General features: G+C 61.2%; 25 protein-coding genes. 13 read left to right on the top strand and 12 right to left on the bottom strand.

Annotation, left to right across the window (positions count from 1 at the left end):
* Positions 1–2: 2 nt before the first annotated feature.
* The 7 genes from EJ078_RS24420 to EJ078_RS24390 all read left to right on the top strand — a co-directional run bounded on the left by EJ078_RS24420 (position 3) and on the right by EJ078_RS24390 (position 5,313).
* Positions 3–764, top strand: coding sequence for a TIGR04290 family methyltransferase (locus EJ078_RS24420; protein ID WP_127213759.1), 762 nt, complete (start codon positions 3–5; stop codon positions 762–764).
* Positions 757–1,689, top strand: coding sequence for a beta-xylosidase (locus tag EJ078_RS24415; protein WP_127213760.1), 933 nt, complete (start codon positions 757–759; stop codon positions 1,687–1,689). The genes EJ078_RS24420 and EJ078_RS24415 overlap by 8 nt, the downstream gene beginning before the upstream one ends.
* Positions 1,690–1,711: 22 nt before the next feature.
* The gene (locus EJ078_RS24410) at positions 1,712–2,776 is read left to right on the top strand and encodes a glycosyltransferase (RefSeq protein WP_127213761.1); all 1,065 of its coding nucleotides are present in this window, start codon (positions 1,712–1,714) and stop codon (positions 2,774–2,776) included.
* On the top strand, positions 2,773–3,765 hold the full coding sequence (locus tag EJ078_RS24405) for a GNAT family N-acetyltransferase (protein ID WP_127403359.1): 993 nt from the start codon (positions 2,773–2,775) through the stop codon (positions 3,763–3,765). Before EJ078_RS24410 ends, EJ078_RS24405 begins: the two co-directional genes overlap by 4 nt.
* Positions 3,762–4,670 carry a class I SAM-dependent methyltransferase gene (locus tag EJ078_RS24400; RefSeq protein WP_127213763.1) on the top strand — a complete coding sequence of 303 codons (909 nt, stop codon included), beginning with the start codon at positions 3,762–3,764 and terminating at the stop codon, positions 4,668–4,670. Before EJ078_RS24405 ends, EJ078_RS24400 begins: the two co-directional genes overlap by 4 nt.
* Positions 4,671–4,734: 64 nt before the next feature.
* Positions 4,735–4,953 (top strand): hypothetical protein, encoded by a 219-nt coding sequence (locus EJ078_RS24395; protein ID WP_066992288.1) that lies wholly within the window; start codon positions 4,735–4,737, stop codon positions 4,951–4,953.
* A gap of 183 nt (positions 4,954–5,136) precedes the next feature.
* Complete coding sequence (locus tag EJ078_RS24390; RefSeq protein WP_082953720.1) at positions 5,137–5,313, top strand: hypothetical protein; 177 nt, start codon at positions 5,137–5,139, stop codon at positions 5,311–5,313.
* Positions 5,314–5,322: 9 nt separating this feature from the next.
* Here the strand turns inward: EJ078_RS24390 and EJ078_RS24385 are convergent, their stop codons facing one another.
* From EJ078_RS24385 to EJ078_RS24370, 4 genes are all read right to left on the bottom strand, one after another.
* Positions 5,323–5,886, bottom strand: a complete 564-nt coding sequence (locus EJ078_RS24385) for a sigma-70 family RNA polymerase sigma factor (RefSeq protein WP_127213774.1) — start codon at positions 5,884–5,886, stop codon at positions 5,323–5,325.
* Positions 5,887–6,241: 355 nt separating this feature from the next.
* Positions 6,242–6,646, bottom strand: coding sequence for a response regulator (locus tag EJ078_RS24380; RefSeq protein ID WP_067320576.1), 405 nt, complete (start codon positions 6,644–6,646; stop codon positions 6,242–6,244).
* On the bottom strand, positions 6,643–10,236 hold the full coding sequence (locus EJ078_RS24375; RefSeq protein WP_127403360.1) for a CheR family methyltransferase: 3,594 nt from the start codon (positions 10,234–10,236) through the stop codon (positions 6,643–6,645). The genes EJ078_RS24380 and EJ078_RS24375 overlap by 4 nt, the downstream gene beginning before the upstream one ends.
* Complete coding sequence (locus tag EJ078_RS24370) at positions 10,190–11,560, bottom strand: chemotaxis protein CheB (protein ID WP_245458931.1); 1,371 nt, start codon at positions 11,558–11,560, stop codon at positions 10,190–10,192. The genes EJ078_RS24375 and EJ078_RS24370 overlap by 47 nt, the downstream gene beginning before the upstream one ends.
* A 54-nt stretch (positions 11,561–11,614) precedes the next feature.
* On the opposite strand from EJ078_RS24370, the gene EJ078_RS24365 reads away from it, so the two are divergent.
* Positions 11,615–12,052: a CBS domain-containing protein gene (locus tag EJ078_RS24365; RefSeq protein WP_127403371.1), complete on the top strand. Its 438-nt coding sequence runs from the start codon at positions 11,615–11,617 to the stop codon at positions 12,050–12,052.
* Between the two features lie 231 nt (positions 12,053–12,283).
* On the opposite strand, the gene EJ078_RS24360 is transcribed toward EJ078_RS24365, so the two are convergent.
* Positions 12,284–13,198 carry a YihY/virulence factor BrkB family protein gene (locus EJ078_RS24360; RefSeq protein ID WP_095826182.1) on the bottom strand — a complete coding sequence of 305 codons (915 nt, stop codon included), beginning with the start codon at positions 13,196–13,198 and terminating at the stop codon, positions 12,284–12,286.
* A 364-nt stretch (positions 13,199–13,562) separates the two neighbouring features.
* Here EJ078_RS24360 and EJ078_RS24355 point away from each other — a divergent pair, with 364 nt between their 5' ends.
* Both EJ078_RS24355 and EJ078_RS24350 read left to right on the top strand, forming a co-directional pair.
* Entirely contained in the window at positions 13,563–14,003 is a 441-nt protein-coding gene (locus EJ078_RS24355; RefSeq protein WP_245458928.1) for a hypothetical protein, read from the top strand.
* A 402-nt stretch (positions 14,004–14,405) separates the two neighbouring features.
* Entirely contained in the window at positions 14,406–14,618 is a 213-nt protein-coding gene (locus EJ078_RS24350; protein WP_095779495.1) for a hypothetical protein, read from the top strand.
* A 696-nt stretch (positions 14,619–15,314) separates the two neighbouring features.
* On the opposite strand, the gene EJ078_RS30025 is transcribed toward EJ078_RS24350, so the two are convergent.
* On the bottom strand, positions 15,315–15,419 hold the full coding sequence (locus tag EJ078_RS30025; RefSeq protein WP_206516957.1) for a putative RiPP precursor: 105 nt from the start codon (positions 15,417–15,419) through the stop codon (positions 15,315–15,317).
* Positions 15,420–15,780: 361 nt separating this feature from the next.
* Positions 15,781–15,990 carry a hypothetical protein gene (locus EJ078_RS24345; RefSeq protein ID WP_127245897.1) on the bottom strand — a complete coding sequence of 70 codons (210 nt, stop codon included), beginning with the start codon at positions 15,988–15,990 and terminating at the stop codon, positions 15,781–15,783.
* Positions 15,991–17,398: 1,408 nt separating this feature from the next.
* On the opposite strand from EJ078_RS24345, the gene EJ078_RS24340 reads away from it, so the two are divergent.
* A complete protein-coding gene (locus EJ078_RS24340) occupies positions 17,399–17,722 on the top strand; it encodes a hypothetical protein (RefSeq protein WP_245458926.1) in 324 nt (107 codons plus the stop codon).
* Positions 17,723–18,041: 319 nt separating this feature from the next.
* On the opposite strand, the gene EJ078_RS24335 is transcribed toward EJ078_RS24340, so the two are convergent.
* Positions 18,042–18,269 carry a hypothetical protein gene (locus EJ078_RS24335; RefSeq protein ID WP_067320564.1) on the bottom strand — a complete coding sequence of 76 codons (228 nt, stop codon included), beginning with the start codon at positions 18,267–18,269 and terminating at the stop codon, positions 18,042–18,044.
* 973 nt (positions 18,270–19,242) lie between these two features.
* Here EJ078_RS24335 and EJ078_RS24330 point away from each other — a divergent pair.
* The gene (locus tag EJ078_RS24330; protein WP_066994850.1) at positions 19,243–19,428 is read left to right on the top strand and encodes a DUF3606 domain-containing protein; all 186 of its coding nucleotides are present in this window, start codon (positions 19,243–19,245) and stop codon (positions 19,426–19,428) included.
* A 94-nt stretch (positions 19,429–19,522) separates the two neighbouring features.
* On the opposite strand, the gene EJ078_RS24325 is transcribed toward EJ078_RS24330, so the two are convergent.
* Positions 19,523–19,678, bottom strand: a complete 156-nt coding sequence (locus EJ078_RS24325) for a KTSC domain-containing protein (protein ID WP_348627321.1) — start codon at positions 19,676–19,678, stop codon at positions 19,523–19,525.
* A gap of 631 nt (positions 19,679–20,309) precedes the next feature.
* Between EJ078_RS24325 and EJ078_RS24320 the strand changes: the two genes are divergently transcribed.
* A complete protein-coding gene (locus EJ078_RS24320; RefSeq protein ID WP_127403361.1) occupies positions 20,310–20,618 on the top strand; it encodes a hypothetical protein in 309 nt (102 codons plus the stop codon).
* A gap of 40 nt (positions 20,619–20,658) precedes the next feature.
* Here EJ078_RS24320 and EJ078_RS24315 read toward each other — a convergent pair whose 3' ends face one another.
* From EJ078_RS24315 to EJ078_RS24305, 3 genes are all read right to left on the bottom strand, one after another.
* Positions 20,659–20,886: a DUF768 domain-containing protein gene (locus tag EJ078_RS24315; protein WP_095779498.1), complete on the bottom strand. Its 228-nt coding sequence runs from the start codon at positions 20,884–20,886 to the stop codon at positions 20,659–20,661.
* Positions 20,883–21,065, bottom strand: a complete 183-nt coding sequence (locus EJ078_RS24310) for a hypothetical protein (RefSeq protein ID WP_067320556.1) — start codon at positions 21,063–21,065, stop codon at positions 20,883–20,885. The genes EJ078_RS24315 and EJ078_RS24310 overlap by 4 nt, the downstream gene beginning before the upstream one ends.
* A 105-nt stretch (positions 21,066–21,170) precedes the next feature.
* Entirely contained in the window at positions 21,171–22,160 is a 990-nt protein-coding gene (locus tag EJ078_RS24305) for an SDR family oxidoreductase (protein ID WP_127403373.1), read from the bottom strand.
* Between the last annotated feature and the right edge of the window lie 353 nt (positions 22,161–22,513).

Genomic DNA, 22,513 nt, shown 5'->3' with positions numbered 1-22,513 from the left:
CCGTGCTGCATTCCGACGCGGAAATTCGCCGCCGCATCGATGCGCTTGGACCGTGGTTCCACAACATGGAACTGGCGGGCGTGGAGACCGCTCCCGACCATTTCCTCGGCAACTATCCTCTGGTGAAATGGCAGAAATTCGCGGATGCGATCCCGGCCGATCTCTCGGGCAAGTCGGTGCTCGATATCGGCTGCAACGCCGGGTTCTATTCCATTGAAATGAAGAAGCGAGGCGCCGATCGCGTGCTCGGCATTGATTTCGACGTGGACTATCTGACGCAAGCGCGTTTCGCCGCCGAAATCGCCGAGTGCGACATCGAATTCCGGCAATTGTCGGTCTACGACGTCGGCGCGCTCAGCGAGACCTTCGACATCGTGCTCTTCATGGGCGTGCTTTACCATCTACGCCACCCGTTGCTGGCGCTCGACCTGATCCGCGAGCATGTTGCGCGCGACTTGATGGTCTTCCAGTCGATGCAACGCGGGAGCAGCGAAATCCTCGCGCTCGAACAGAACTATGATTTTTGGACGCTCGACCTGTTCGATCGAACCGAATTCCCGAAGCTGCACTTCATCGAGCACCGCTACGCCGACGATCCGACCAACTGGTGGATCCCGAACCGCGGCTGCATCGAGGCGATGCTGCGCAGCGCCGGCTTCCAGATCCTGCTTCACCCGGAAGACGAGGTCTACTTCTGCCGCGCGTCCGATGAGCCGGCGGGTGAAGGTGCGGTCTACCCGTCGAAAGGACGAAATGATGATTGAAGCCGCCATGATCTGGAATGAGCCCAACAACAAGTCGCATTGGGACCCAGAGCTCGATCCGGACTGGAGCCGCTTCGCCGGCATGAGTATCCTGGCGGCGGACGCGATCGGGCTTGAAAACCCGGCGATCACCAGAGTGCTTGGCGGCATTTCGCCGATCGATGCCGGCTTCATGTCGCTGATCAAGGGATATGGTGTCCTCGACCATGTCGATGCCGTCGCCGTGCACGGCTTCCCGCTGGACTGGAACCTTTGGCAGATCCACGAATGGCCGCAAAAGCTCGGCGAGATCGCCGAAGTCACCGATCTGCCGATTTGGATCAGCGAAGTCGGCGTGTCGAGCTTCGGCGCCGAGGAGGTCCAGGTCTGGGGCCTGCGGCGGACGGCGGAGCTTCTGCTTGGCAACGCGCCCCGCGTCCAATGGTATAGCCTTTATGATTTGCCTCAAGCTTGGGGAGCGACCACACGGCATCGCGAGGTGGAAGGCTCTTCCTATTACCGTCATTTCTACATGGGTCTTCTGCGCGAGGATGGCTCGCCCAAGCCCGCGCTCGAAGAGTTCGTGCGGCACACTCCGGAAATGGGCCTCGTCCAGTGGTTCCATTTCGAGGACCACCGGCTGGACGACGCCGTCGCCTGGATGAAGCGGCTGGGCGTCACCAGTCTGCGCACCGGCCTCTCTTGGGCCGACAGTTTCAGACCGAATGCCCTCGATTGGTTCGATCGCCAGATGGAAGCCCTGGCAGACTTCAACGTCACCATCACTTTCTGCTTCACGCCCGAGCACCGAGGCCTGCAGCCCCATCACACCAGCCCGCCACAGGCGCCCGAAGAGTTCGCCGAATTCTGCGCGAAGATGGTGCGCCGCTACGCACCTGGCGTGCGCGACGCCGCGATTCCCATGCGGCGGGTCTCGGCCGCATGAGGTCACTTCGGCTCGATCAGCCATGACGCTTACAGTGCTCAACGTCGCCTATCCGCTTGCGCCTGTCGGCCTCGATGCGGTCGGCGGCGCCGAGCAGGTGCTGTCGATGCTGGATCACGCACTGGTCAGGCAAGGCCATCAATCCATCGTCGTCGCCTGCCGGGGCTCCAGCGCGGCCGGGACCTTGGTCGAGACGCCTGCCGAAACAGGCGCGCTCGACGAGACGGCAAAGAGCCGCGCCCAGGACGCGCACCGCGCGGCGATCGCAGCCGCGCGTGCGCGCTGGCCGATCGATGTCGTCCATCTGCATGGCATCGATTTCGATGCCTATCTTCCCGATGACGGCCCCACGCTCGTGACACTGCACCTGCCGCTTGCCTGGTATCCGGCCGGAGTGCTGAGCCCGGCCCGTGAAGACCTGTGGCTGCACGCGGTCTCGGAGGCGCAGCAAGCAACCGCGCCGGCCGGATCGAGACTGATCGCGCCCATCCCAAACGGGGTTGACGTCAATGCGCTTGCCGCCCCCCGGTCGCATCGCAATTTCGCGCTCGTGTTAAGCCGAATATGCCCGGAAAAAGGCATCCACCTGGCGATCGACGCCGCGAAGCGCGCTGGAGTGCCGCTTGCAATAGGAGGGCAGATATATCCCTACCGGACACATGTTCAGTATTTCGCCGACGAGGTGGAGCCTCGCCTCGACAGGCGGCGGCGTTTCCTGGGACCGCTCGGGTTTTTCGCCAAGCGGCGGCTTCTCAACGCCGCCCGCTGCCTGGTCATTCCGAGCCTCGCCGCGGAGACGAGCTCGCTCGTTGCCATGGAAGCCCTCGCCTGCGGCACGCCGGTTGTGGCCTTCCCGAATGGCGCCCTGCCCAATGTCGTTGAGCACGGCAAGACCGGGTTCCTGGTCAATGATATCGACGAGATGGCGATAGCCATCGACGCTTCGGCCGACCTCGACAACGAAATATGCCGGGCCGAGGCGCGAGATCGGTTTTCGCTCGATCGCATGGTTTCGGCCTATATGGATGCCTATCGGGCATTGGCAAAGCTCGGCGATTCCCGAGCACGGTTGGGAGCCGCCGGGTGAGCGGCCTGCGTGCCGATGTCATCCGCGACCAAGAAGCGCTCGACGGTCTAGAGCAGCATTGGTGGCCGCTCTGGTCGCAATGCAGCTCTGCTACGCCTTTCCAGTCACCCGCCTGGCTCCTGCCATGGTGGCGGACATTCGCGCCGGGCGATCTCTCGGCGATCGCGGTGTGGAACGGAAACGATCTCGTCGGCCTGGCACCACTCTACCTCGAACGGCACGCTTCCGGTTTGCGCCTGCTTCCGATCGGAATATCGCTGAGCGACTATCTCGATATTCTTTGCGCACCCAAGTTCGAAGAAGCCGTCGGTACCTTGATTGCCGAGACTGTGCTTTCGCTCGAATGGTCGCAATGGATCCTGCCGGACCTTTCGAGTGAAGCCGCATCCCTGGAGCTTTTGCTGCCCGATATCGAAGAGAGCCGATCTACCGGCCATGCCGCCTGCCCCGTGCTTGCCTTGGCTGGCGACGAGACGCTTGCAGGGTGCGTTCCCGCGCGGCGAAGACGCCAGCTGCGTCGCGCGCTGCGAGCCGCGCAACGGAGAGGCCGGGTGACGATCAACCGGGCGGAGGCCGCGCCGGAGATATTTCTTGGTCAGCTGATCCGCCTGCACGACGCCCGCTGGGCCGGACAGGGCGGCGGCGTGCTGACGCAAAGCGCGATCGAGTTTCATCGCAATGCCTTGCCCCGTCTCGCCGCGAGCCATTTGGCGCGGTGCTGGCTGATGGAAATCGACGGCGCCGTCGTCGGCGCCTATTACGGTTTTCATCACCACGACCGCGCCTATGCCTATCTCGGCGGCTTCGACCCCGCTTACGCATCGGAGAGCCCCGGCGCCATTCTGATCGGCAAGGCTATCGCCGAAGCCATTCAGGACGGCGCGCGAGAGTTCGATTTTCTACGCGGCCGGGAGAGCTACAAATACAGCTGGGGAGCAAAGGACCGATGGACCATACAACGGGTCTGGACCCGGAGCGCCTCGCCATGACCACAGCAGAGCGAGTGAGGTCGACCGCGAGGCATATCCTCGAGGATTGCATGGCGACCGACCTGTCCGCCGAAGTCGCGGTCGCCAGATTGGCAGTCGAGACGGATATGCGCGCGCCAGAATTGGCGGACGTCGCATTGGACATGCGTACAAGCGCTGTCGAGCAAAGGGGCTGGCTCGAGGACATCGCTGTGCTTCTTTCAGGCAAGGCAGATGCCTTCGATAGTCTGAGGTCAACGGCAGCTTCGGTTTGTCATGACCGTCTGCGCGGCGAAACCGGTGAGATGACGATCCGCCGGCTGGCCGAGGGCTTTGACGAGGCGGTCGCCATCTCTCCGGCGGCCAGCGTCCAACTTTCGTCGCTTGGCGACGAGGAAAAGCTTACGGCTGCAACGGCCGAAATCGTCTCCTGGCTGGAGCGACAGGATTTTACCGGCGCGGACAAGACAATACTCGATATCGGCTCCGGCATCGGCCGCTTCGAATGCGCGCTCCACGCCAGAGCGAAGCATATCGTCGGCATCGATATCTCCCCCAGGATGGTTGCCGTCGCGCGCCGACGCTGCGCCGGTCTTGGCAATGTTGAATTCCGCCGGACCTCGGGCCTCGATCTTGGCGAATTCGTCGACGCGGGTTTTGATGGCGTGCTGGCGGTCGACAGCTTCCCTTACCTGGTACTTGCCGGCGTCGCCGAACGGCACTTTATCGAAGTGGCGCGCGTGTTGCGGCCGGGAGGGATGGCGGCAATCCTGAATTATTCATACCGGATGTCGCCCGCCGCCGATTCCTCCGACATCCGCCATCTCGCCCGAATATGCGCCATGGACGTCCTCATCGATGGCGAGATGCCTTTCCGTCGATGGGACGGCACCGCCTTTCTTATTCGTCGTACCGGCGGAACATAACCGACGGACCGAAGTTCGGCTCCCAGACCACTTGCGCAGAATCTGGAAGACCCAGGAGAAGAAGATGGCGTCCGGCGGTAAGAAACACATGGGACGCGGCAGTCAGGGCAAAGGTGCCGGGACCGGAGCGAAGACGACGGTTCCGAAAGACATGATTGGCGAAAATGACGTCCTGTCGAACCGGGACAAGAAACAGCATACAAAAGAACGCGGCCTCGACAGCAATCGGATCAAGTCCGATCAGTATCAGGACCACGCGGCAAACCGGATCCCGGAAGACTGATCTTGCGGCGAATATCGCAAGACTTTGCAGGCTCGCAACGGATCAGTTCAGGCAAAGGGTTTTCGCTCCGCCACGATCTGCTGCGGGGCTGAAGCTGATCGGCGGCTGGAAGCGCCTTGCAAACTCTGGCCGTGTATGGTCTCAAGTGAATCTCGAAGGGGCCACATTTGCTAAGAGAATGCCATGTCTCGTCCGAGCCAGCGCGATCCCGTCAGCCAGGCAAGCCTGGGCATAGACCAAGAGATCGCGTCGTTGTTGACCGCCATTGAGCAGGAAAAAGTTCCTGATCGCCTGGCCAAGCTCGCGATCGAGTTGCAGAATGCGCTGATCGAGAAGCGCCGGTGCAAAAAGGAGAACTGACGGCAAGCCTCATCGATGCCTGTCAGCGCCTCTGTCCCAGTGATCTTCCGCGAGATGGTCGTGTCTTTCGACCAGCGTTTGCGATGAGCTTTCATCAAGGAATTCCAGGACGCTTGCACGCGCCCGGTTGAGACGGCTTTTAACGGTCCCGACCGCGCAATCGCATATCTCCGCGGTTTCTTCGTAGCTGACGCCCAGCACACCGATCAGCGTCAGTACCTCGCGCTGATGTATCGGAAGCTTCTGCATAGCGCGGTAGACTTCCTTGGTCCGAACGGACCAGTCCTGCGAGGCTTCCGAAATCGGCCGGCTGGAGGCGCAGTCAAGCAAACCGGGCGCCTCCCTAGCTGCCGCCTTGACCCGCGTATAATGCGTATTGCGCATGATGGTGAAAAGCCAGGACTTCAATCTCGTCCCGGGCTCGAACTTGTCCAAGTTCGCAAGCCCCTTGGTCAGGGTCTCCTGCACCAAATCGTCGGCATCATCGGGCAAGCGGCAAAAAGTGCGCGCAAAAGCACGCAAGGCAGGAATGAGGTCGACGACAGCGACCTCGCCCGGTACGCAGTCAGGCACGGCATGGCCTTTGGGTAACACGGTTCTCACCCCAGCAGAGAGAGTTGATGGGCATTGATTAGGGAGAATGCGTGACGATGATGATCGTTCCTGTTGTAAACGAACTTGCTTGAACGCCTCCGGCCAACCAACGGGGTCGCCGTTCGAGCTAGAGAAACCAACTCGCGACCAATCCGCCGAGGCCGCAAAGATCACCACGCTCGTTATGCTCCGAAGTTGTTCGTGGTCCGACTATTGACCCGGCCGCCCGTGATCCTGCGATCATTCGTCAGCAAAAGACTAGCGGAGGAGTAGAAAAGACCTGCAGACCAATACCTACATTGGATGTTGCGAAACCCTTGCAGGAGCCCGATTGCTACAGGCGAGAGCGCCGCGCGGCCTCGGTGCCTGCGCTCGCCAATCGGGCGACCGCCTCGATCAGCACTTTGGAGTCTACTGGCTTCGACAGTCTCGGCGAATCCCGGAACTGATCGGGAAAGACCGTTGCGCTGTCATAGCCGGTGAGGAAGAGGAAAGGAACGTGGCGCGCTGCGAGGTGCTCGGCAAGCGGGAAACTGCGTTCGCCATGCAGGTTCACGTCGAGCACCGCCCCATCGAGTTCGACGCCATCGATCTGCTCGAGCGCCTGTTGGACCGAGGGCGCGGGCCCCACCACATGGCAGCCCGCATCGGTCAGTTCGTCGGAGAGGTCGAGCGCAACCAGGAAAGCGTCCTCGACGACGAGGATTCGCAGGCCCGATAATGGAGCGCTCTTGTTCATGCGTAGCCGGGCAGCGGCTCGAAGGCTTCGGTTCGGGCAAGGGGGATTTCAAGCAGGCACTCCAGGCCGGTGGGCCGGAAGTTCAATTCAACACTCCCCCTCAACTCGTACTCTAAACTCTGCTGGATGAAAGTGGTTCCGAAATTCCTGCGGGATGGTTCTTCCACGGCCGGACCGCCGACTTCCTTCCAGCTGATCGACAGCATGCCCGGCTTCGCGATGTTCCAGGAGACTTCGATGCGGCCGGTGTCGACGGAAAGTGCCCCATATTTGGCAGCGTTGCTGGCAAGCTCGAAGAAGACCATGCCGAGCGCCGCCGCCGTTGCCGCATCGAGATGAAACGGCGGCCCGTGCAGGACCAGGTTCTGCCGTTCTGTGCTGTTGTAGGGAGAAAATGTCGCCCTGAGCAGCTGCTCGAGGTCGGCGTCGCCCCAATTATGGGACGACAGGACCTCATGCGTGCGGGCCATCGCGTGCAAGCGTTCGTGGAACGAGGCCGCGAATTCGCCCATCGAAGCTGACGAGCGGATCATGCGCGCGGCCAGCGCGGTGATCGTGGCGAGGATGTTCTTCACGCGGTGCTGCAGCTCGTGCAGCAGCCTCTCCTGAGCGCGCTCGGCTTCCTTGTGGTTCGATACGTCGACGAGGGCCGCGATCGCGCCCCGAACCCTGCCGGATTCATCGAACAGCGGATTGGCCGACATCATCACGTCGATGCTTGAGCCGTCCGCCTGCGCGATTCGGGCTTCGTAGCCGCGGACGGGCTTGCCCGTTCGCATCGCCTTCTGCAGCGGCTGCTCGTGCGTCTCCACCTTGGAGCCGTTCACCATTAGCGGCAGGACCGCCGGCACAGTGCTGAGCTTGCCGTCCGCCGCGCGCCGGCCGGCGAGCTCGGCCGCGCGGCGATTGGCGCGGATGGCATCGCCGTCGTCGTCTTCGGCGATCAAGATGCCGACAGGCACAAGATCCAGAACAGTCTCCAGGCTTTCGAGGCGGTTGCGCAGGTCGTGCGACAGCGCGCCGATCTTTTCCTCCGCCTGCGCGATCTGGGTAATGTCGACGAAGGTGACGACGACGCCGGCGATGACATTGTCGACGGTGCGGTAGGGCATCACGCGCATGATGTAGCGCTTGCCGCTTTCGGTGCCTTCCACCTGCCTTTCTATCGTGCCCAGCCGCTGCAGCACCTGCTCCATGTCTGCCTGCAGCCGGTCCGCGGCAAAGCGCGGCCGCACATGCGCGAGCGGCCGGCCGACATCGCTTTCGACCAGCCTGAACAGGTCGCGTGCCGTCGGCGTGAAGCTCTTGATACAAAGGTCGCGATCGAGGAACACGGTCGCGATCTGCGTGCTTTCGAGCAGGTTGGACATGTCGTTGTTGGCGCGGCTGAGCTCGTCGACGCGGATGTTGAGCTCGGCATTGACGGTCTGCAGTTCCTCGTTGATCGATTGCAGCTCCTCCTTGGAGGTCTCCAACTCCTCGTTGGACGATTGCAGCTCCTCGTTGATAGAGGACAGTTCTTCGTTGGAGGATTTCAACTCCTCGTTGGAGGATTCTAGCTCCTCCGTCGTGATCTGCAGCCGTTCCCTGGTTTCCCGCAGCTCCTTTTCGAGCTGACTGACATTGGCGCTTTCGACATCGTCGGTCGTGTGGACGGGCTCGTCCTCTGCCTCCGCCTTTATCCCGCCGATATCGCGGAAGACCAGCATGTAGAGCGGATCCGAATTGCCGTCGACCGGCAGCGGCTGCACGGCGAGGCTGATCGTCTGGCGTCCGCCATTGGTGCCGATGCTGATATTGTTCTGCACCGCCATCTGTCCGGTGCTGACTGCCTTGTGAAGGGCAGCGCGCAGATCCATGCGCAGCCCGCGACGGGCCATGGAGAAGACGTTGTGGTCGGGCGCGCCGGCGGCAAGTTCCAGATATTTGCCTGTCCCGCCCGAGCTGTGCATCAATTCGCCGGCGGCGTTGATGACCACGTAGGCCGGAGCATAGCGCTCGACCAGGAAGCGTTCTGCAACTTCTTGCAGGGTTCCTGTCGTTGCCCGCGGGCGCGTGCTGGGAACAGCCTGCCTGGCGGCGGCGGCAAGTGGGAATTCCGGCAGGCGTTGCGCGGCGACCTCACTGCGCTTCTGGAAGATGCGGGTCGCCTTGTCGATGGTCGAGAACAGGCGCGCATGGCGCGTAACGTTCTCGGACGAGCCGAGGAAGAGATAGCCGTTATTGCGCAACGCATAATGGAAGATCGGGATGATCTTCTCCTGCAGCTCCGGCCCCATATAGATCAAGAGGTTGCGGCAGGCGATGAGGTCCAGCTTGGAAAACGGCGGGTCGCGCAACAGATTGTGCGCCGAGAACAGGCAGGCTTCCCGCAACTCGGCGGAAACACGATATGTGCCGTCCTCGCGCGAGAAGAATTCCTTCAGGCGCTTCGGCGTGATGTCGCTTGCGACGGTCGCCGGATAGCGGCCGGCGCGCGCCACTTCCAGCGCACGCTCGTCGATGTCGGTGGCGAAGATCTGCAGGTTGGGAGAAGCGGCGCCCCGCGGCGCGTTCTCCTTCAAAAGCATGGCGATCGAATAGGCTTCCTCTCCGGTGGCGCAGCCGGGCACCCAGGCCCTGATCGTCTCGTCCGGCTTGCGGCCCCCGAAAAGCTTCGGAATAACCAAGCTCTCTAGCGCATCGAAGGCCTGCGGGTCCCGGAAGAAGCTGGTCACGCCGATGAGCAGGTCCTGGAACAGAAGGTCGACCTGCTGCGGCTCGTCGCGCAGCCGCTCGTAGAAAGCCGTGGGATCGTCGATCTGCAGCACCTGCATGCGGCGTTGGATGCGCCGCAGGATGGTGTTGTCCTTGTAGCCGCTGAAATCATGGCCCGTGCGCGTACGCAACAGCCCCGTGATCCGCGAAAGCTGTTCGCCCACTTCGCGCTTGCGGCGGTCGCGTTCGCTTTCATCGCGGTTGGCGTGGCTGAAATAGCCGACGAGCTTCGCAGCCATCTCCTCGGCCGGCAGCACCATGTCAACCAGGCCGCTCTGCACGGCGCTGCGCATCATGCCATCATATTCGGCGCTCTGCTGCGCCAGCGTTAGGCCGCCATGTTCCTTTATTGCCCTGAGCCCGATCGTGCCGTCGCTGCCGGTTCCGGAGAGGATCAGCCCGGCCGCATCCTCCCCTTGATCCTGTGCCAGGGACGTGAAGAAATCGTCGATCGGCGTCCGCTTCGCGCGCGTGGCGGCCATCTTGGCCATGTTGAAACGCTGTCCCCGGATGGTCACCGAGACGCCCGGCGGGATGACGTAGATGTTGTTCGGCTCGACTTCCGCGCCTTCGACCGCGGTCTGCGTTTCGATCGCGGTGGAGCGCTGGATGATGCTCGCGAGCACACTCTCATGCTCGGCATCGAGGTGTTGGATCACGACATAGGCAAAGCCGCTGTCGGCCGGCACTTCCGGAAAGAACTTCTGCAACGCCGCGATGCCGCCGGCCGATGCGCCGATGCCGATGACAGGGAACAGCGCGGGCTCTCTCTCATCCTGGCGCGGGCTAGTCCGTGCCTTCCTTGTGCTTGCCTTCCTCGCCGCCTGCGCCATTGCCTGTTACCTGTGTCCGCCTGCTTTCCAGGATGCGCTTGATGACGGAGGCATCCGCTTCGTATTCCCTCGCCCGCTTGCCGAACTCGCTGGCGAGTTGGGAGCGATGTCGCGTCTTCTCCCGCTCCGCCATGCGCCGGGCAAACTCCGCCCGCTGCTGATGCGACCGCAGCAGGCTCCACAGGATCTCGTCCGCCTCGATCGCCTGCGCCTCCATGATCGCATCGGCGGTGAAAGCGTGCCCGGTATGGCACCGATAGCGCAGCATGTCACCGTCCTCGATCTCCCACAGCGGCCCGTGGCATTCCGGGCATGTAAACACCGACAGTTGCCCAAGTCGATCTGGTTCTTTCATGGTCGAATGCTCCTGTGCCGCGATTGCGGCCTCCAGCCTGACCGTCGGTGGGGCCGGCAACGTTTCTCCGGCCGGCTCGGCCGCCAGCTTGCCCAGCAAGCCGCCGAGTTTGGCGGCGGGTTCGCAATGATCGATGTCGACATAACGCAGCGCGCTTTCCACCATGGAAGGCACCAGCGCGTCCTTGGGATGCTGGACCACCGCGAGGCCGCCGACCGCCTTGATTGCCCGCAGGCCGGCGGTGCCGTCGGAAAGCGCGCCCGACAGCAGCACGCCGACGACGCTTGCGCCGAAGCTCAGCGCCGCCGAGCGGAACAGCGGGTCTACCGCCGGCCGCGCGAGGTTTTCGCGCGGGCCGCGGCGCAGCATCATGTGATCGTCATGCAGAAGAAGATGGAAGCCGGGCGGCGCGACATAGATGTTTCCCATCTTGAAGGACTCGCCGTTCTTGGCGCCGGAGGCTTTCAGCGCTCCCGCACGGTCGAGGATTTCCGGCAGATAGCTGACCTGGCCGACATGGACCACGACGAACACGGCCGCCGGTAGATCGGCAGGCAGGTCGCTCACGATCGCTTTCAGGGGCTCAACCCCGCCAGCGGACGCCCCGATGACGATGATGGAGCGGTTGCGCGCCTTAGCTTGCCGCGAGCTCGTCTCGGCGTCGCGGGCAGGTGAGATCCGGTTTCGAAAGTCGGCCATGGCTCCCCTATCAGGTCGCCCCCGGCCCATACACAATGGCCGAAGGCAGGACTCTGTTCCATGAGCCGCGCACGCAACGAAAGCAACGATCACCGGGATCGCACCAGTACGAGCGGGTCTCGGCCGAACATGGGCGATGGGCTGCCGGCCTTGCTTCCCTCGGGCCTGCGCAAGGACCGGTCGCCTGTCCGGCTGGCATTCGAGCCCCACGGCGGAACTTTCCATGCCCTCTCCCGCGCGAGATTTGAAGGAACCAATAGCGCCGAGCATTTGTTTTCTCAGTTCAGGTTCGGCGGGTGGGCTCCGCAACAAAGGGAGATAGCCATGAAGGTCGGCAGTTGCATGACAAAGGACGTTGCCGTCGCGAATCCCGAACAGTCGATCCGCGAGGTGGCGCTGATGATGGGCAAGCTCGACGCCGGCGTCGTGCCTGTCGGTGAAAATGACCGGCTGGTGGGGATGATCACCGACCGGGACATGGTCATCCGCGGGATAGCGCTGGGCAAAGGTCCCGATACCAAGGTGCGCGATGTCATGAGCCAAGAGGTAAGATATTGCTTCGATGACGAAGACGTCGATCATGTTCTTGGTAACATGGGAGACTTGCAGGTGCGCCGGCTCCCGGTTCTGAACCGAGACAAACGGCTCGTTGGCATCATCTCCCTCGGAGACCTCGCAAGAAAGGGTGAAACACGGGAGGCTGGAGAGGCATTGAGCGGCATTTCGGCGCCGGGCGGTGTTCATTCGCAGACCGCCCATTGATGACAACAACGACATCGGGGTGTGTTTGATCGTCGGTTGACGCCCGCCGGGCGTGACTGGGTTGCGGCGGCCTCATCGCGGCTTCGCAACCTAATCACGTCCTGATGGACCGACAGGTGGCGACGATCCCTCTCAGGTTGTCAGCCTAAGCCAACGCTGTTTGGCCCAACGCCTGATCTCTTTAGGCAGAGGGTCGCGCGCAGTGTTGCGTTCTCCGGCGTTCGTTGACCGTCACCTCTCCGTCTTTCCGACCTCCGGCTTCATAACCCGCCTGAGGTCGGCCCGGCTTCCTCTGCTCACCGAATAGGCGCGCGTGATTTCGGCGCCGAACAGAAAGATTTGAGCCGAGTAATAGACCCATAGCAGCACCACCATCAGCGCGCCGGCGGCGCCATAGGAAGTGGCGATCGAACTGCTGCCGATGTACCAGCCGATCAGCGACTTGCCGATGGTGAAGAGAAGCGCGGTGACCAGCGCACCGACAGCGACATCGCGCCATTTGAGACTGCGGTCCGGCAGGACCTTGTAAATCGCCGCGAAGAGCAGCGCGATCAACGCGAACGATACGATCGTGTTGATCGAACTCACGATCAGTTCGCCGAACGGCAGGTGTTGGTTGATGACATCGGCCAACACCGAGATGGCCGTGCTCGCCGCGAGCGACACGAGGAGCATGAAGCCGAGCGCGGCTACGAGACCAAGGCTCGCCGCCCTCGCCCGCACCAAACGCGAGAGCGACATGGCCCTTGGCTCGACCTTCCAGATCTCATTCAGCGACTGCTGCATCTCGCCAAACACGCCGGAGGCTGTGATCAGGAGCGTCACCAGCCCGATAATGGTGGCAAGCGCGCCGGACCAGGGACGCGAAGCGGTCTCGATCGTCGCCTTCAAGAGGTCGGCGCTCTGCGGACCCATCACGCCCGATATCTGGGCCGAGAGCGCGAGCTGGGCGGCGTCGTTGCCGACGACGAGACCTGCGACCGCCACAACGATCAGAAGGATCGGCGCAAGAGAGGTAGTGGCATAGAAGGCAATCGCCGCCCCATGGCTCAGCGCGTTGTCATCCATATAACCGCTGACGCTTTCTTTCAGCAGAAGCCAGGCCTCCTGAAGCCAGCCGGTCCTTGATTTCCCGTCCTTTGCCATGCGCTCGACACCGAACTGAAGCGGGCCGGGTGGGACAAGAGCTCGACTGCCTTTTCGTTGGCCAGGATGTGAAGCCGGAAAACCACCCTGTTCTCTTTGCCACCAGGTCCGGCTGACGCGGCCCGCAGAGGTCAATGACGCCGCGGGCGGGAGGTTCCGATCTATTCGCTTGCGGGGTCTTTTGGACATCGCGCTGGGCCTTCACGCCGCCGATGCCGTCGTGAACGCGACTGCGCGATCAGGTCGAAGCTGGCGCTCGTTGAAGGCTAAAAGAATGCCCGGCCGAAACCGGGCAGGAGACTTTGTAGGAGCCGATGATGGGACATCCGGCCTCGCTAATGTATTCGCACCTTATGACGGACTCATGAAGGCCGCCATCCTCCAGGAACAAACCCCGGATTGGTGCGTATTGGCTGAACAGCCGGGTCCAGATGGGGGCACAATGTCAACTCGCAAGAAGCGCCACACCCAAAGTGCATTCTCGCTTTGTGGAGACCTGATGTTGGCACCCGCTGTCGTCGCCATGCGCCTTCCGCTGATTGCTTTGGATGCAAGCAGCCGTGCCCCGAAAGGGATTGAGGCGATGCTTGCGGTCAACGAGAAGGCGCTCGCCTTCGCCGAAGGCATGGCCGCTACGCAATTGGTGATCTTACGATCGGCGCTAAGGTTTTGGCCGGAAGTTCTATCCGGCCGGAGCCCGTCTTTTCTAAGCGGCGGTGCTCTGAAGGAGTCCATGGTCGCAGCACTCAAACCTGCCGGCCGCCGCGTCCGAACAAATTTCAACCGGCTCTCCAAACCGGGCTGATTGGGGCCAGATTGATGTTCTGGCCCGAAGCGGTCGCGGACCGCCGGTAATCGAGCATGACGACTTCAGTCGAGGCAGCCGGCCGTGGCAGACATGCCCGCATCGATCAGCTCTTGGAGCGTCCAGCCGTCATGTTTGCGTTTCAAGGGCCAGCTCGGCCTTTTGGCTGAATTTTGATTTATTAGTAGATGCGCATATACTCTTTCGCCGGCATCGTGTTCCCTAAGCCCCTGCCGGCCAAGGCCCGGTGGCCACCCCCATAGCCACCCAAGGCTACCGGGCCACCTGCCCCGCCTAGAGGCGCCCAAGGCTGCCCTGCAATCGCTCGCTATGGGCGAGCGAAAATGGAAGACCCGGAACAACCCTCCTCGCTCCAAGTTCGGGTCGCTGCTTGGAGCGATCATGAAGACATACCGAGTTGAAGAGATGGCTGGCGACCAGGTGGTGGCTTATCACGTTGCCAATGCCCGTGCCCCTTGGGAGGCTGCTCAGAAAGTCACCGGCAAAGACGTCCTGGCGAGACGGGATGAACATTTCTGGGTGCGGGTGACCGATGAAGGAAACCGCGCAATTTACAAATATGCCTTCAGGCTTGACGCACCGGATTGCCTTTGAGGCTCCGTCCGGTCGGGCTTGGGAAAGGGAGGCGGCGCATTCGGGTCCGGGCAATCGACGCTTGGCACCTTTCCGCAGGGTGATGCGGGATCATTGCCCGCACCACCATACCGCTCTACGAGTTTTGCGAACCCGTAGGCGAAGGCGGCGAGAAGCGCCAGGACAACCGCTATCCGAACGGCCATTGGAGATTATACCCCGGTCGGCCTGCGGATAGTAATCACTACTGCTATCCCGGCGAGCCGCCGGCCAGGCTGAATTAGCCGGATCAGCAGAAGAGCCCGCCGCACCTCCTCCGTGGGCGGGCTCTTTGCGTCGGGGTCAACCCGACCAAGGCGCGCTCGACCGTCTCTGTTTGCCGGGAGCTGCGCCCAGAAAGCGAACTGCAGCGGCATAGAATTGTTCCAAGACAGACAAGAGAGCCTGCTCGCCTGAGGTCGAACGGGCTACGCCTCCGCGCGGCGCGGTGAACCTCGGCCGGAGACACACGCCGCGCGACCCAACCGGGACGATTGGCAGAATGATCGCTTCCGCCGATGCGACAGAAGTCCGAGAGGCTGACGCTTTGGTCCCCATGCTGAAACCTAAGCCTCGCTGCATCATTTGATAGAGCCGGTGAGGAAGTGCGTCACCTTCCTGGTCGGTAGCAGCTAGATAGATGCCCGCCATTTCCTGCCTGGAGTGACGGGCATCGTCCTATTGGGACGTCGCGCCGTTCACGAGCGAGACGACGATCACGGCCGTAACGGCGGACAGGCGGTCACGCTTGACCAGGACGGGCTTTTCATAGGTGCGCTTCATGGCGAATCCCCCTTGCTGAAGTTGGCTCGCCGATCTGGCTGAGGCAGCACCCGACCGTCATTTAAAAAAGATGTAGGTCCGGAAGTAGCGACGAAGGGCCGAAGCACGAGGAAGCGGCGCTGATCGACGAACAAGGCCCTACAGACAAGGCCATACAAAAGAAAAGCCCGCCGACCAAAGCCGACGGGCCATCTTCCCTCAAAACTGCTGTGCGCCCCTTTCCCAGATGGTCCGCCCGATTCCGGGAACCCCGCACAAGCGTTTCCTAATACAGTCGCGCCCAAAGGGCTGTAGCCCAGCGGCAACAATGACGAATATTCACAAGGCGGCGGGCGGCAGGCAGTCCAGTCCGTTCAGACCGTTACCTACCTAAAGGTAGCCTGGATAGCGAAACCAGTTCATTCTCGTCCACAATTCCCGCCATGAAGTTGGCGATGATGCGAGAGGCCAGCGCCTCACGCTGCTCGGTCGTTTGGCCATCATTTTTCAAGCGGTCGAAGACGCGGGCCAGAATTTCCAGCTCTTCCGGATCGAAAATTTCCGCTTCCAGTGCTCTTTGGCGGATCGCCATGGCGGTGAACTCCTATTCGTGCCTGGCTCTGCCGGCAGGCTTGCGCATGCGAACCCCAATGGGAAACTCGAATTTGATTCAATATGGAACTCCCGTAAGCGTTCCCTTAGCGCGATCTGAAAGAACGGCCCGCCCCTGATGGGAGCCAGGGAGCCGGCCTGCGGAGAATGGGAGGCTCCGCCCGGCGGCTGTGCACATGATCGGGAGGGAATCGCGCCGCCGCGCCCCAAACCTCTTCGAATGCGAGGTGTTCCGCGATGACGGAACATTTTCTTGATGATCCGTTTGTCTCGGGCAGGAGGAGTGTTTCCGTACCGGTTGTCATCGGCATATAGGCTTTGCCATCGTTCAAGCCTGCGCACGCTGACACACCCTCTGTTTCATTTCAGGACGGAATATGCTGGCATCAGCCTTGCAAATAGGATGATGCCGGTACCCTCCCGGGTCGGCACTCGTCGGGCTTGGGGCTGGGCTATGGGGCGGCGAGCCCGGCGAGTTCTCAATACATTAGCAACTGCTTGTAGACATAGATGAACAGGCGGATAATCAGGCCACGCGCGTACGAGGAGCTTTGAGGGAGTTCCAGCCATGCGACCGATCCTGCTGATCGTCGCCGCCCTTGCCGCGTTCTTCATCTGGGATGGCGTGGCGAACAAAGGCGCCTATCGAATTGCGCTGATGAAAACATAGACCAGTCCGAGCACTTCCCAGGTCTAGTGCGGGTTTCTCTGAACCAATGATTTGAAAGCATTGTCGCTCCGGACGGAAGTCGGACATCCAAACGCATTGGTCCCAGTACTGAAACATTAAGCCCGTTCCGACATTTGGTAGAGCCGGCGGAATCCTTCAGTCGTCGGCGGAGAGAGGTCAGGTACCCGCCATACACTCCCCCGGGTGGCGGGTACCTGTTTGGGTTTTCAGCCGTCAAGCCGCCTTCGCGGTGCTGCTTCGCACATGAAGGGTATCGACCTACAAGTTCAGTGGACCAGAAAGCCCGTCGCGCAATGGCGCAAGCGCGACGGGCTTCTGTTGCTTACGGAGTAGAGCGTCGCACCCTGAATGGGAGAAAACGAGTGCGGTCGCATGTTACCAACCCGACCGGACCGTTCGGGTTCCATCAGCCTGCTCGAATATTAGCGCCAGCTTGAAGCCTCGTATTGGCTGCACTGATCCGGCTCGGCTTTATCCTTATGAATGCGTTCCGGCTATACAATCAGGGGTATATGCTCATTGGTCAGCCGGCGCCGTGTTGCGATTCCGAGCCCCCGCCGGTCAGGCCCGGCTCAATTCTGGCCTTTGTCGGCCAGAGAGCCGGGCCGCTCCGGACACCGGCGCGGTGTACGCCTTTTGGAGAACTACTTTCTTTGCAGACAGCAATTAAAGTATCTTGCAGGAAAGGAGTGCTAAAATGCCGAATGAGAGCAAAAGGCTTATTGAAAAGAATTCCGAAAAGCTTGTTTCAGAGGCCAACGCGCGCCGCGATTTTCTCAAGCAGGCTGGACGCTTTGCTGCGGTGACGCCTCCGGCCATTACATTGCTGCTCGGCACAAGCTTGAACTCCAGGGCGATTGCCAAATCGGGAGGAACACGTCCGGGCAATGGATGGGGTGACAAGAACCACGTTCACGTCGGGCCCAAGCCAAAGTTTCTTAAATCCGGCAACGGAGGGTCGCGGGGGGACAGCTATGGCGGCGGAGCCCATGGGGGCTCGAGGTCCGGCGATCCCAACTAGTGCCGTCGAGGAACGACCTTTTTCCGCTCGACTGAGGTTAGACAGGCCGGCGCATTGGTCGTTATGCTAGAAACAACTTGCCCGATGCATCATCTGGTAGGGCCGGCGAGGAAATGCGTCACCTTCTTCGTCGGCAGCAGTGAAAATAGATGCCCGCCATTCCTGGAATGACGGGCATCTGTTGCGTCTTTCGGGTAGAGCGCTCTCCCAGTGCTGCATCGTCTGGAGGATTATTTCACACAAGCTCTTCCGAACGCGTTCTTTTTGCTCGTAGCCTGTCTACAAAGTGCCGCTTTAGTGGACTTGTTCCAGGCTCGCTTTAGCGCACCTTCTCGAGTTCTTCCAACAGCTGGTCAGCGTCAGTTACACCGCGTCCAAAAAGGCTCATGACTTTGACCGCGACGTTTTCGCGCTCGTCCTTGCGTTCGATTTTGTGACTGGAGCAGTAGTCACTCACCGCCTTGGCCAGAATGTTGACCTCTGCAGGTTCAACTATACCGCATCCCGCACTTTTGGGCGGGACAGCATTGCGATTGCTTCCACGCATCGTTTACCTCACCCCGATACGCCACAACGGGGAAAGGATACACCCAAAAAAAGTCAGCTACGAGTCAATTGGATCGGACTGAGGTCCCGGGCAAATAGCCGATTGCCTCCATGCTGCGCCACCGAGCAACGGCCGCCCACCGAACTTTTGTCCGGCGTCACTGCGCGGTCTGTGAATTTCGTCTCGGCAGGAGCCCTATCGGCTTGGTTCGCGCATGACATTATAGAGCAGCAGGCCGGCCAGTATCGACACGACTGCGCTTAGCATATCATCGCCGGTCAGCCCTGATGAATATGCGAAAGTTGATGCCAGCTCGGCCATCGTTCGACCCAAGGAGTGCGGGATTGCCCGAGGAGAACTTTTAGATGCCGCTAAAGTTCCTTGTGAGCGCTGGCGGGCTGTCTGCTCATGCCGCGAAGGTGTTTCGGGCTCGTATCGGGGGCAGTGTGAACGCCGTCAGAGACGGCACATTCATCTTCGGCCGGAAATCCCATTCCGAAGCGGAGGAACGCTAGACCCGTTGCCGTGACCCGCCAAGGTTAGACAACGGGCCTAGCTATCGGTTCGCTTCTCAAGTCGGTGACACTGTCGCCGCAAACCGAACCCAACTCCAAAGCCCAGGGCAACGCCCGCCCAGTCATCTACGCAGTTCATTAGCAGGTCCGCAGTAACAAATGTTAATGGTGCACTGCTGGCTTGGCGAGAAAGGCGCCGCTGGAGGAAAGACTGACGCAAGCGACCTTGGCCCGTCGCAGCGCCCAAGGGATCCGCGCAACGGGCCAAGTAACCCGGCCTTCGGCTTTGTTGAGGCCGGTCCTCCCATCCTCCGCCGTGGCGGGCGGAGTGACGTTAATCCTGCACGAGCGAGCAGTCCGTTTTCGATAACTTTTGTTAGTCCCGCCTAAAATTGCCGCTTGCCGCGCCTGGAACATTCCTGCGCGGCCGCTGTTATTCCCTGCCGGAGGAACAAGCGATGGCAGACGACAAGAGCAAGCGTGGTGGCAGTGACCGCAACCGGGTATCAGCGGACGATGACTACGAAGTCCGGCATTTCGCCAACAAGGTCGGGCTGACGGCGCAACAGGTTCGCGATCTCATCAAACAGCACGGCAACGACCGGAAGACCTTGGAACGCGAGGCCGAAAAGCTTCGCGGATGACCAAGAGCTCCAACGCAGCGGCGATCGCCGGGATCCACGCCAAAATCATGAGCAGCGCAGCACGAGCCGCTTGAACTGGACGCTGAATAGCCGGTCAATCATCGTCATCGCTTGTTACGCGACGATATCGGAAGCGATTGCGGATGTGCGCGTTGAAAAAGCGGCCCTTGGCAAAGGCTGATCGGAATGCCGCGAACGTCTCCGGCGGCACCCCTCGAACTCGTAGCGTTTCCCGCTGGTCACAAACCATACGGAAAGAGTCCCTTTGGCCGGATCGTATTTTGTTTTCTTGATCGAGGTGGACGGCATGGCGCGGCACCCGGTGGTCTGGCATAGAGCGAACGATCCGGCCGGCCTTTTGTTTCCGAAGCTAGTGAGTGAGAGCCAAGTCTCGCAGCCGACGCCGCCGTCCCAGATGCGGACGGGCAGCGGCAGCGCGAGCGCCGCATTCCATGGCATCGAAAAAGCCCGCAGACCGGAGCCTGCGGGCTGAGTATTCTGGAGGTTGGTACCTGAGTGCGCAAACCTGGCAACGTGCGCAGCAGGCATCCAATCAACAAAATCCGACAGCGACCGTTCCCTAAAATTCTGGACCTCGGCCACCGGTCCCAGCGAATGCGGGACAAATGTCGTACGGGCCAACTCAAAGGTCGGGGGCAGGAAACATCTTGCGAGAAATTTCATTGGGTCGCGACTGGCGAGGATGAGCCCCTGCCACCCTCGAGGTCATCTCAACAGACGGAGAGTTCGCAAAGGTTGCCAGGCAGGCCGAGCGGCTGGGCGATAGCAGGTAATGGCAAATCAGTCTGTTCATCGGCCCCCGCACTGTTCGAGGCTCTTATCCTCGGTCTGGCCCTTAGATTGGAACCACGGAGGCAATTATGATCGAAATTTCCAACGCCTTGGCCGCCAAGTTGACGGGTCTCCAAGAAAGGCTGCGGGCGGCCAACGTGAGCATGGATGACATGCAGGCATTTCAAAGGGTCGCCGACCATATGGACAACGGTCGCGGCGGCATCGACGCCGACGATCTGATCGCGCTCTCCTTTGTCATGTCGGATGACGCTGAGCGATCGCAGATGGAAACAGCGCCGGCGATCGAGCCTGCAGCCCATAGGCAGCATCGGTCCGTCGGCCGATCCCGCGGCGCGAAAGGGACGGGCTACATCGTTCCGCGCAAGGCGGGCTGAACGCGCCCCTATCCGGGTTAATTGCAGGCTGCCTTGGCTTTCAATCGGACTTGCCCGAGTCCTCAAGTCCGACGATTGCAGCCAGTATGGCATCGTAAGCGCTCCCGATCTCCTCTTCAATCTCATGCTCGGAAACACCTGCGGCCTTCGCATCTGCAAAGAGCTTGGTCGTCAATTCCGCGACGGAAATGATGTCAGCGCCGACGCTGCCGCGCATCACGTTGTTGGTAATCCATTCGCCAAAGAATTCGGCCCCGCGTTCGCTCATAGGCGATGCCGCGCCTTCAGAAAATGAGCCTCTCGAAGCAGGGAATTCCAATCGGTCCCGATCAACTCGATCAGTTCGCGGGCTTGCTCTTCGGAAATGTCTGCCTCCCTGGCCAATCGGCCGGCCAGGATCTCAACGGCACCGTCATGCGAGTCGCCTTTGTCGGTGTGCTCGTTCATCGAAACCTCCTAGCCTTGAAAACTGCCGAAAGGCCGACAGGTTCAGGCTTGTGCCGAAAATCTGAAGCGCCTTCTTCATGAAGACCTTCATACAGGCGGCCGCGGTCAATAGCCCCCAATGATCGGCAGGATCTCGCCGGTGATATAGCTGGAGCATTGCGGCGAAGCGAGAAATACATAGGCAGGCGCGATCTCTTCCGGCTGGGCTGGCCGTTTCATCGGGGTCTTTGCGCCAAACTGCGAGACCTTCTCCGCTTCCTTCTCCGACGGGTTCAGCGGCGTCCAAACCGGCCCCGGCGCCACGGCATTGACGCGAATGCCCTTGCTGATCAGGTTACCAGAGAGCGCCCGGGTGAAGGCGTGAATGCCGCCCTTGGTCATCGAATAATCGACGAGCTCCTTCGAGCCTTCGATGCCGGTGACCGACCCGGTGTTGATGATGGCCGAACCCGGCTTCATATGCGGAACGGCTTCCTGGGCCATGTGGAAGTAGCCGTAGAGATTGGTCTTCAGCGTGGTGTCGAAGTGTTGCTCGGTGAGGTCGGCGAAATCGGTCGAATGCACCTGGAAGGCAGCGTTGTTGACGAGCACGTCGAGCCTGCCGAAGGCCTTCAGCGTCCGCTCCACCGCCTTGTGGCAGAAGGTCCGCCTAGCCACGTCGCCGCGCATGATGATGCAGCGCCTGCCTTCGGCCTCGACTGCCTGCTTTGTCGTCTTCGCGTCGCGATCCTCGCTGAGATAAGCGATGGCGATATCCGCCCCTTCCCGGGCGAACAACACGGCAACTGCGCGGCCGATGCCGGAATCGCCTCCGGTGATCAGCGCCACCTTGCCTTCCAATTTGTTCGATCCCTGCCAGAACGGCGCGTCGTAGAGCGGCGCGGGCTCGATCGCCCATTCCTCGCCGGGTTTCGGATGATGCTGCTTCGGGAAAGGCGGCACTGGGTATTCCCGCGCGCCGGCCTGCATGGCGCCTTGTGGTTTGGATTTGCCGTTCGACTTGGCGCGATCGGTCGCGTCGACCTTGCGTTGCACGCTCCGCTGCTTGCTGGCCGCCTGCTCGGAGGTGGATTTGGTCCGCGGGGCCGATTTCATCGGTGTGGCGGAGTCGGTCATCCTAGCGGATTTTGTCGGCATGGGTGTCTCCTTCGCTTTCGAGGGACAACGCGCGCAAACAGAAAAGGTTGGACTCGCTCCGAAGCTGCCGGCTCTCAATGCGGACATCGGTCGCGACATCCGTTGGGACCTCAACCACGGCCGCCACCACCGCCGGCGCTGCTCACCCGGACGGCGATCAGTAACGAGCACGTTTTTTGACCGCCACGGGCCGGCTGAATGCAACTACCCGGCAGCAGCTTCGTTTTATGCGATCTCAAACAGGCGGTAGCAACCATGAAATCCTTTCGGACCATATTCCCTTGGCGGCGGCGCCGAGCCGCGAACCTCTT

The organism is Mesorhizobium sp. M1A.F.Ca.IN.022.06.1.1 (assembly GCF_003952605.1).
Taxonomy (GTDB): domain Bacteria; phylum Pseudomonadota; class Alphaproteobacteria; order Rhizobiales; family Rhizobiaceae; genus Mesorhizobium.
Note: the sequence above shows the minus strand (reverse complement) of the source record. Positions and strands in the feature narration are given on the sequence as shown.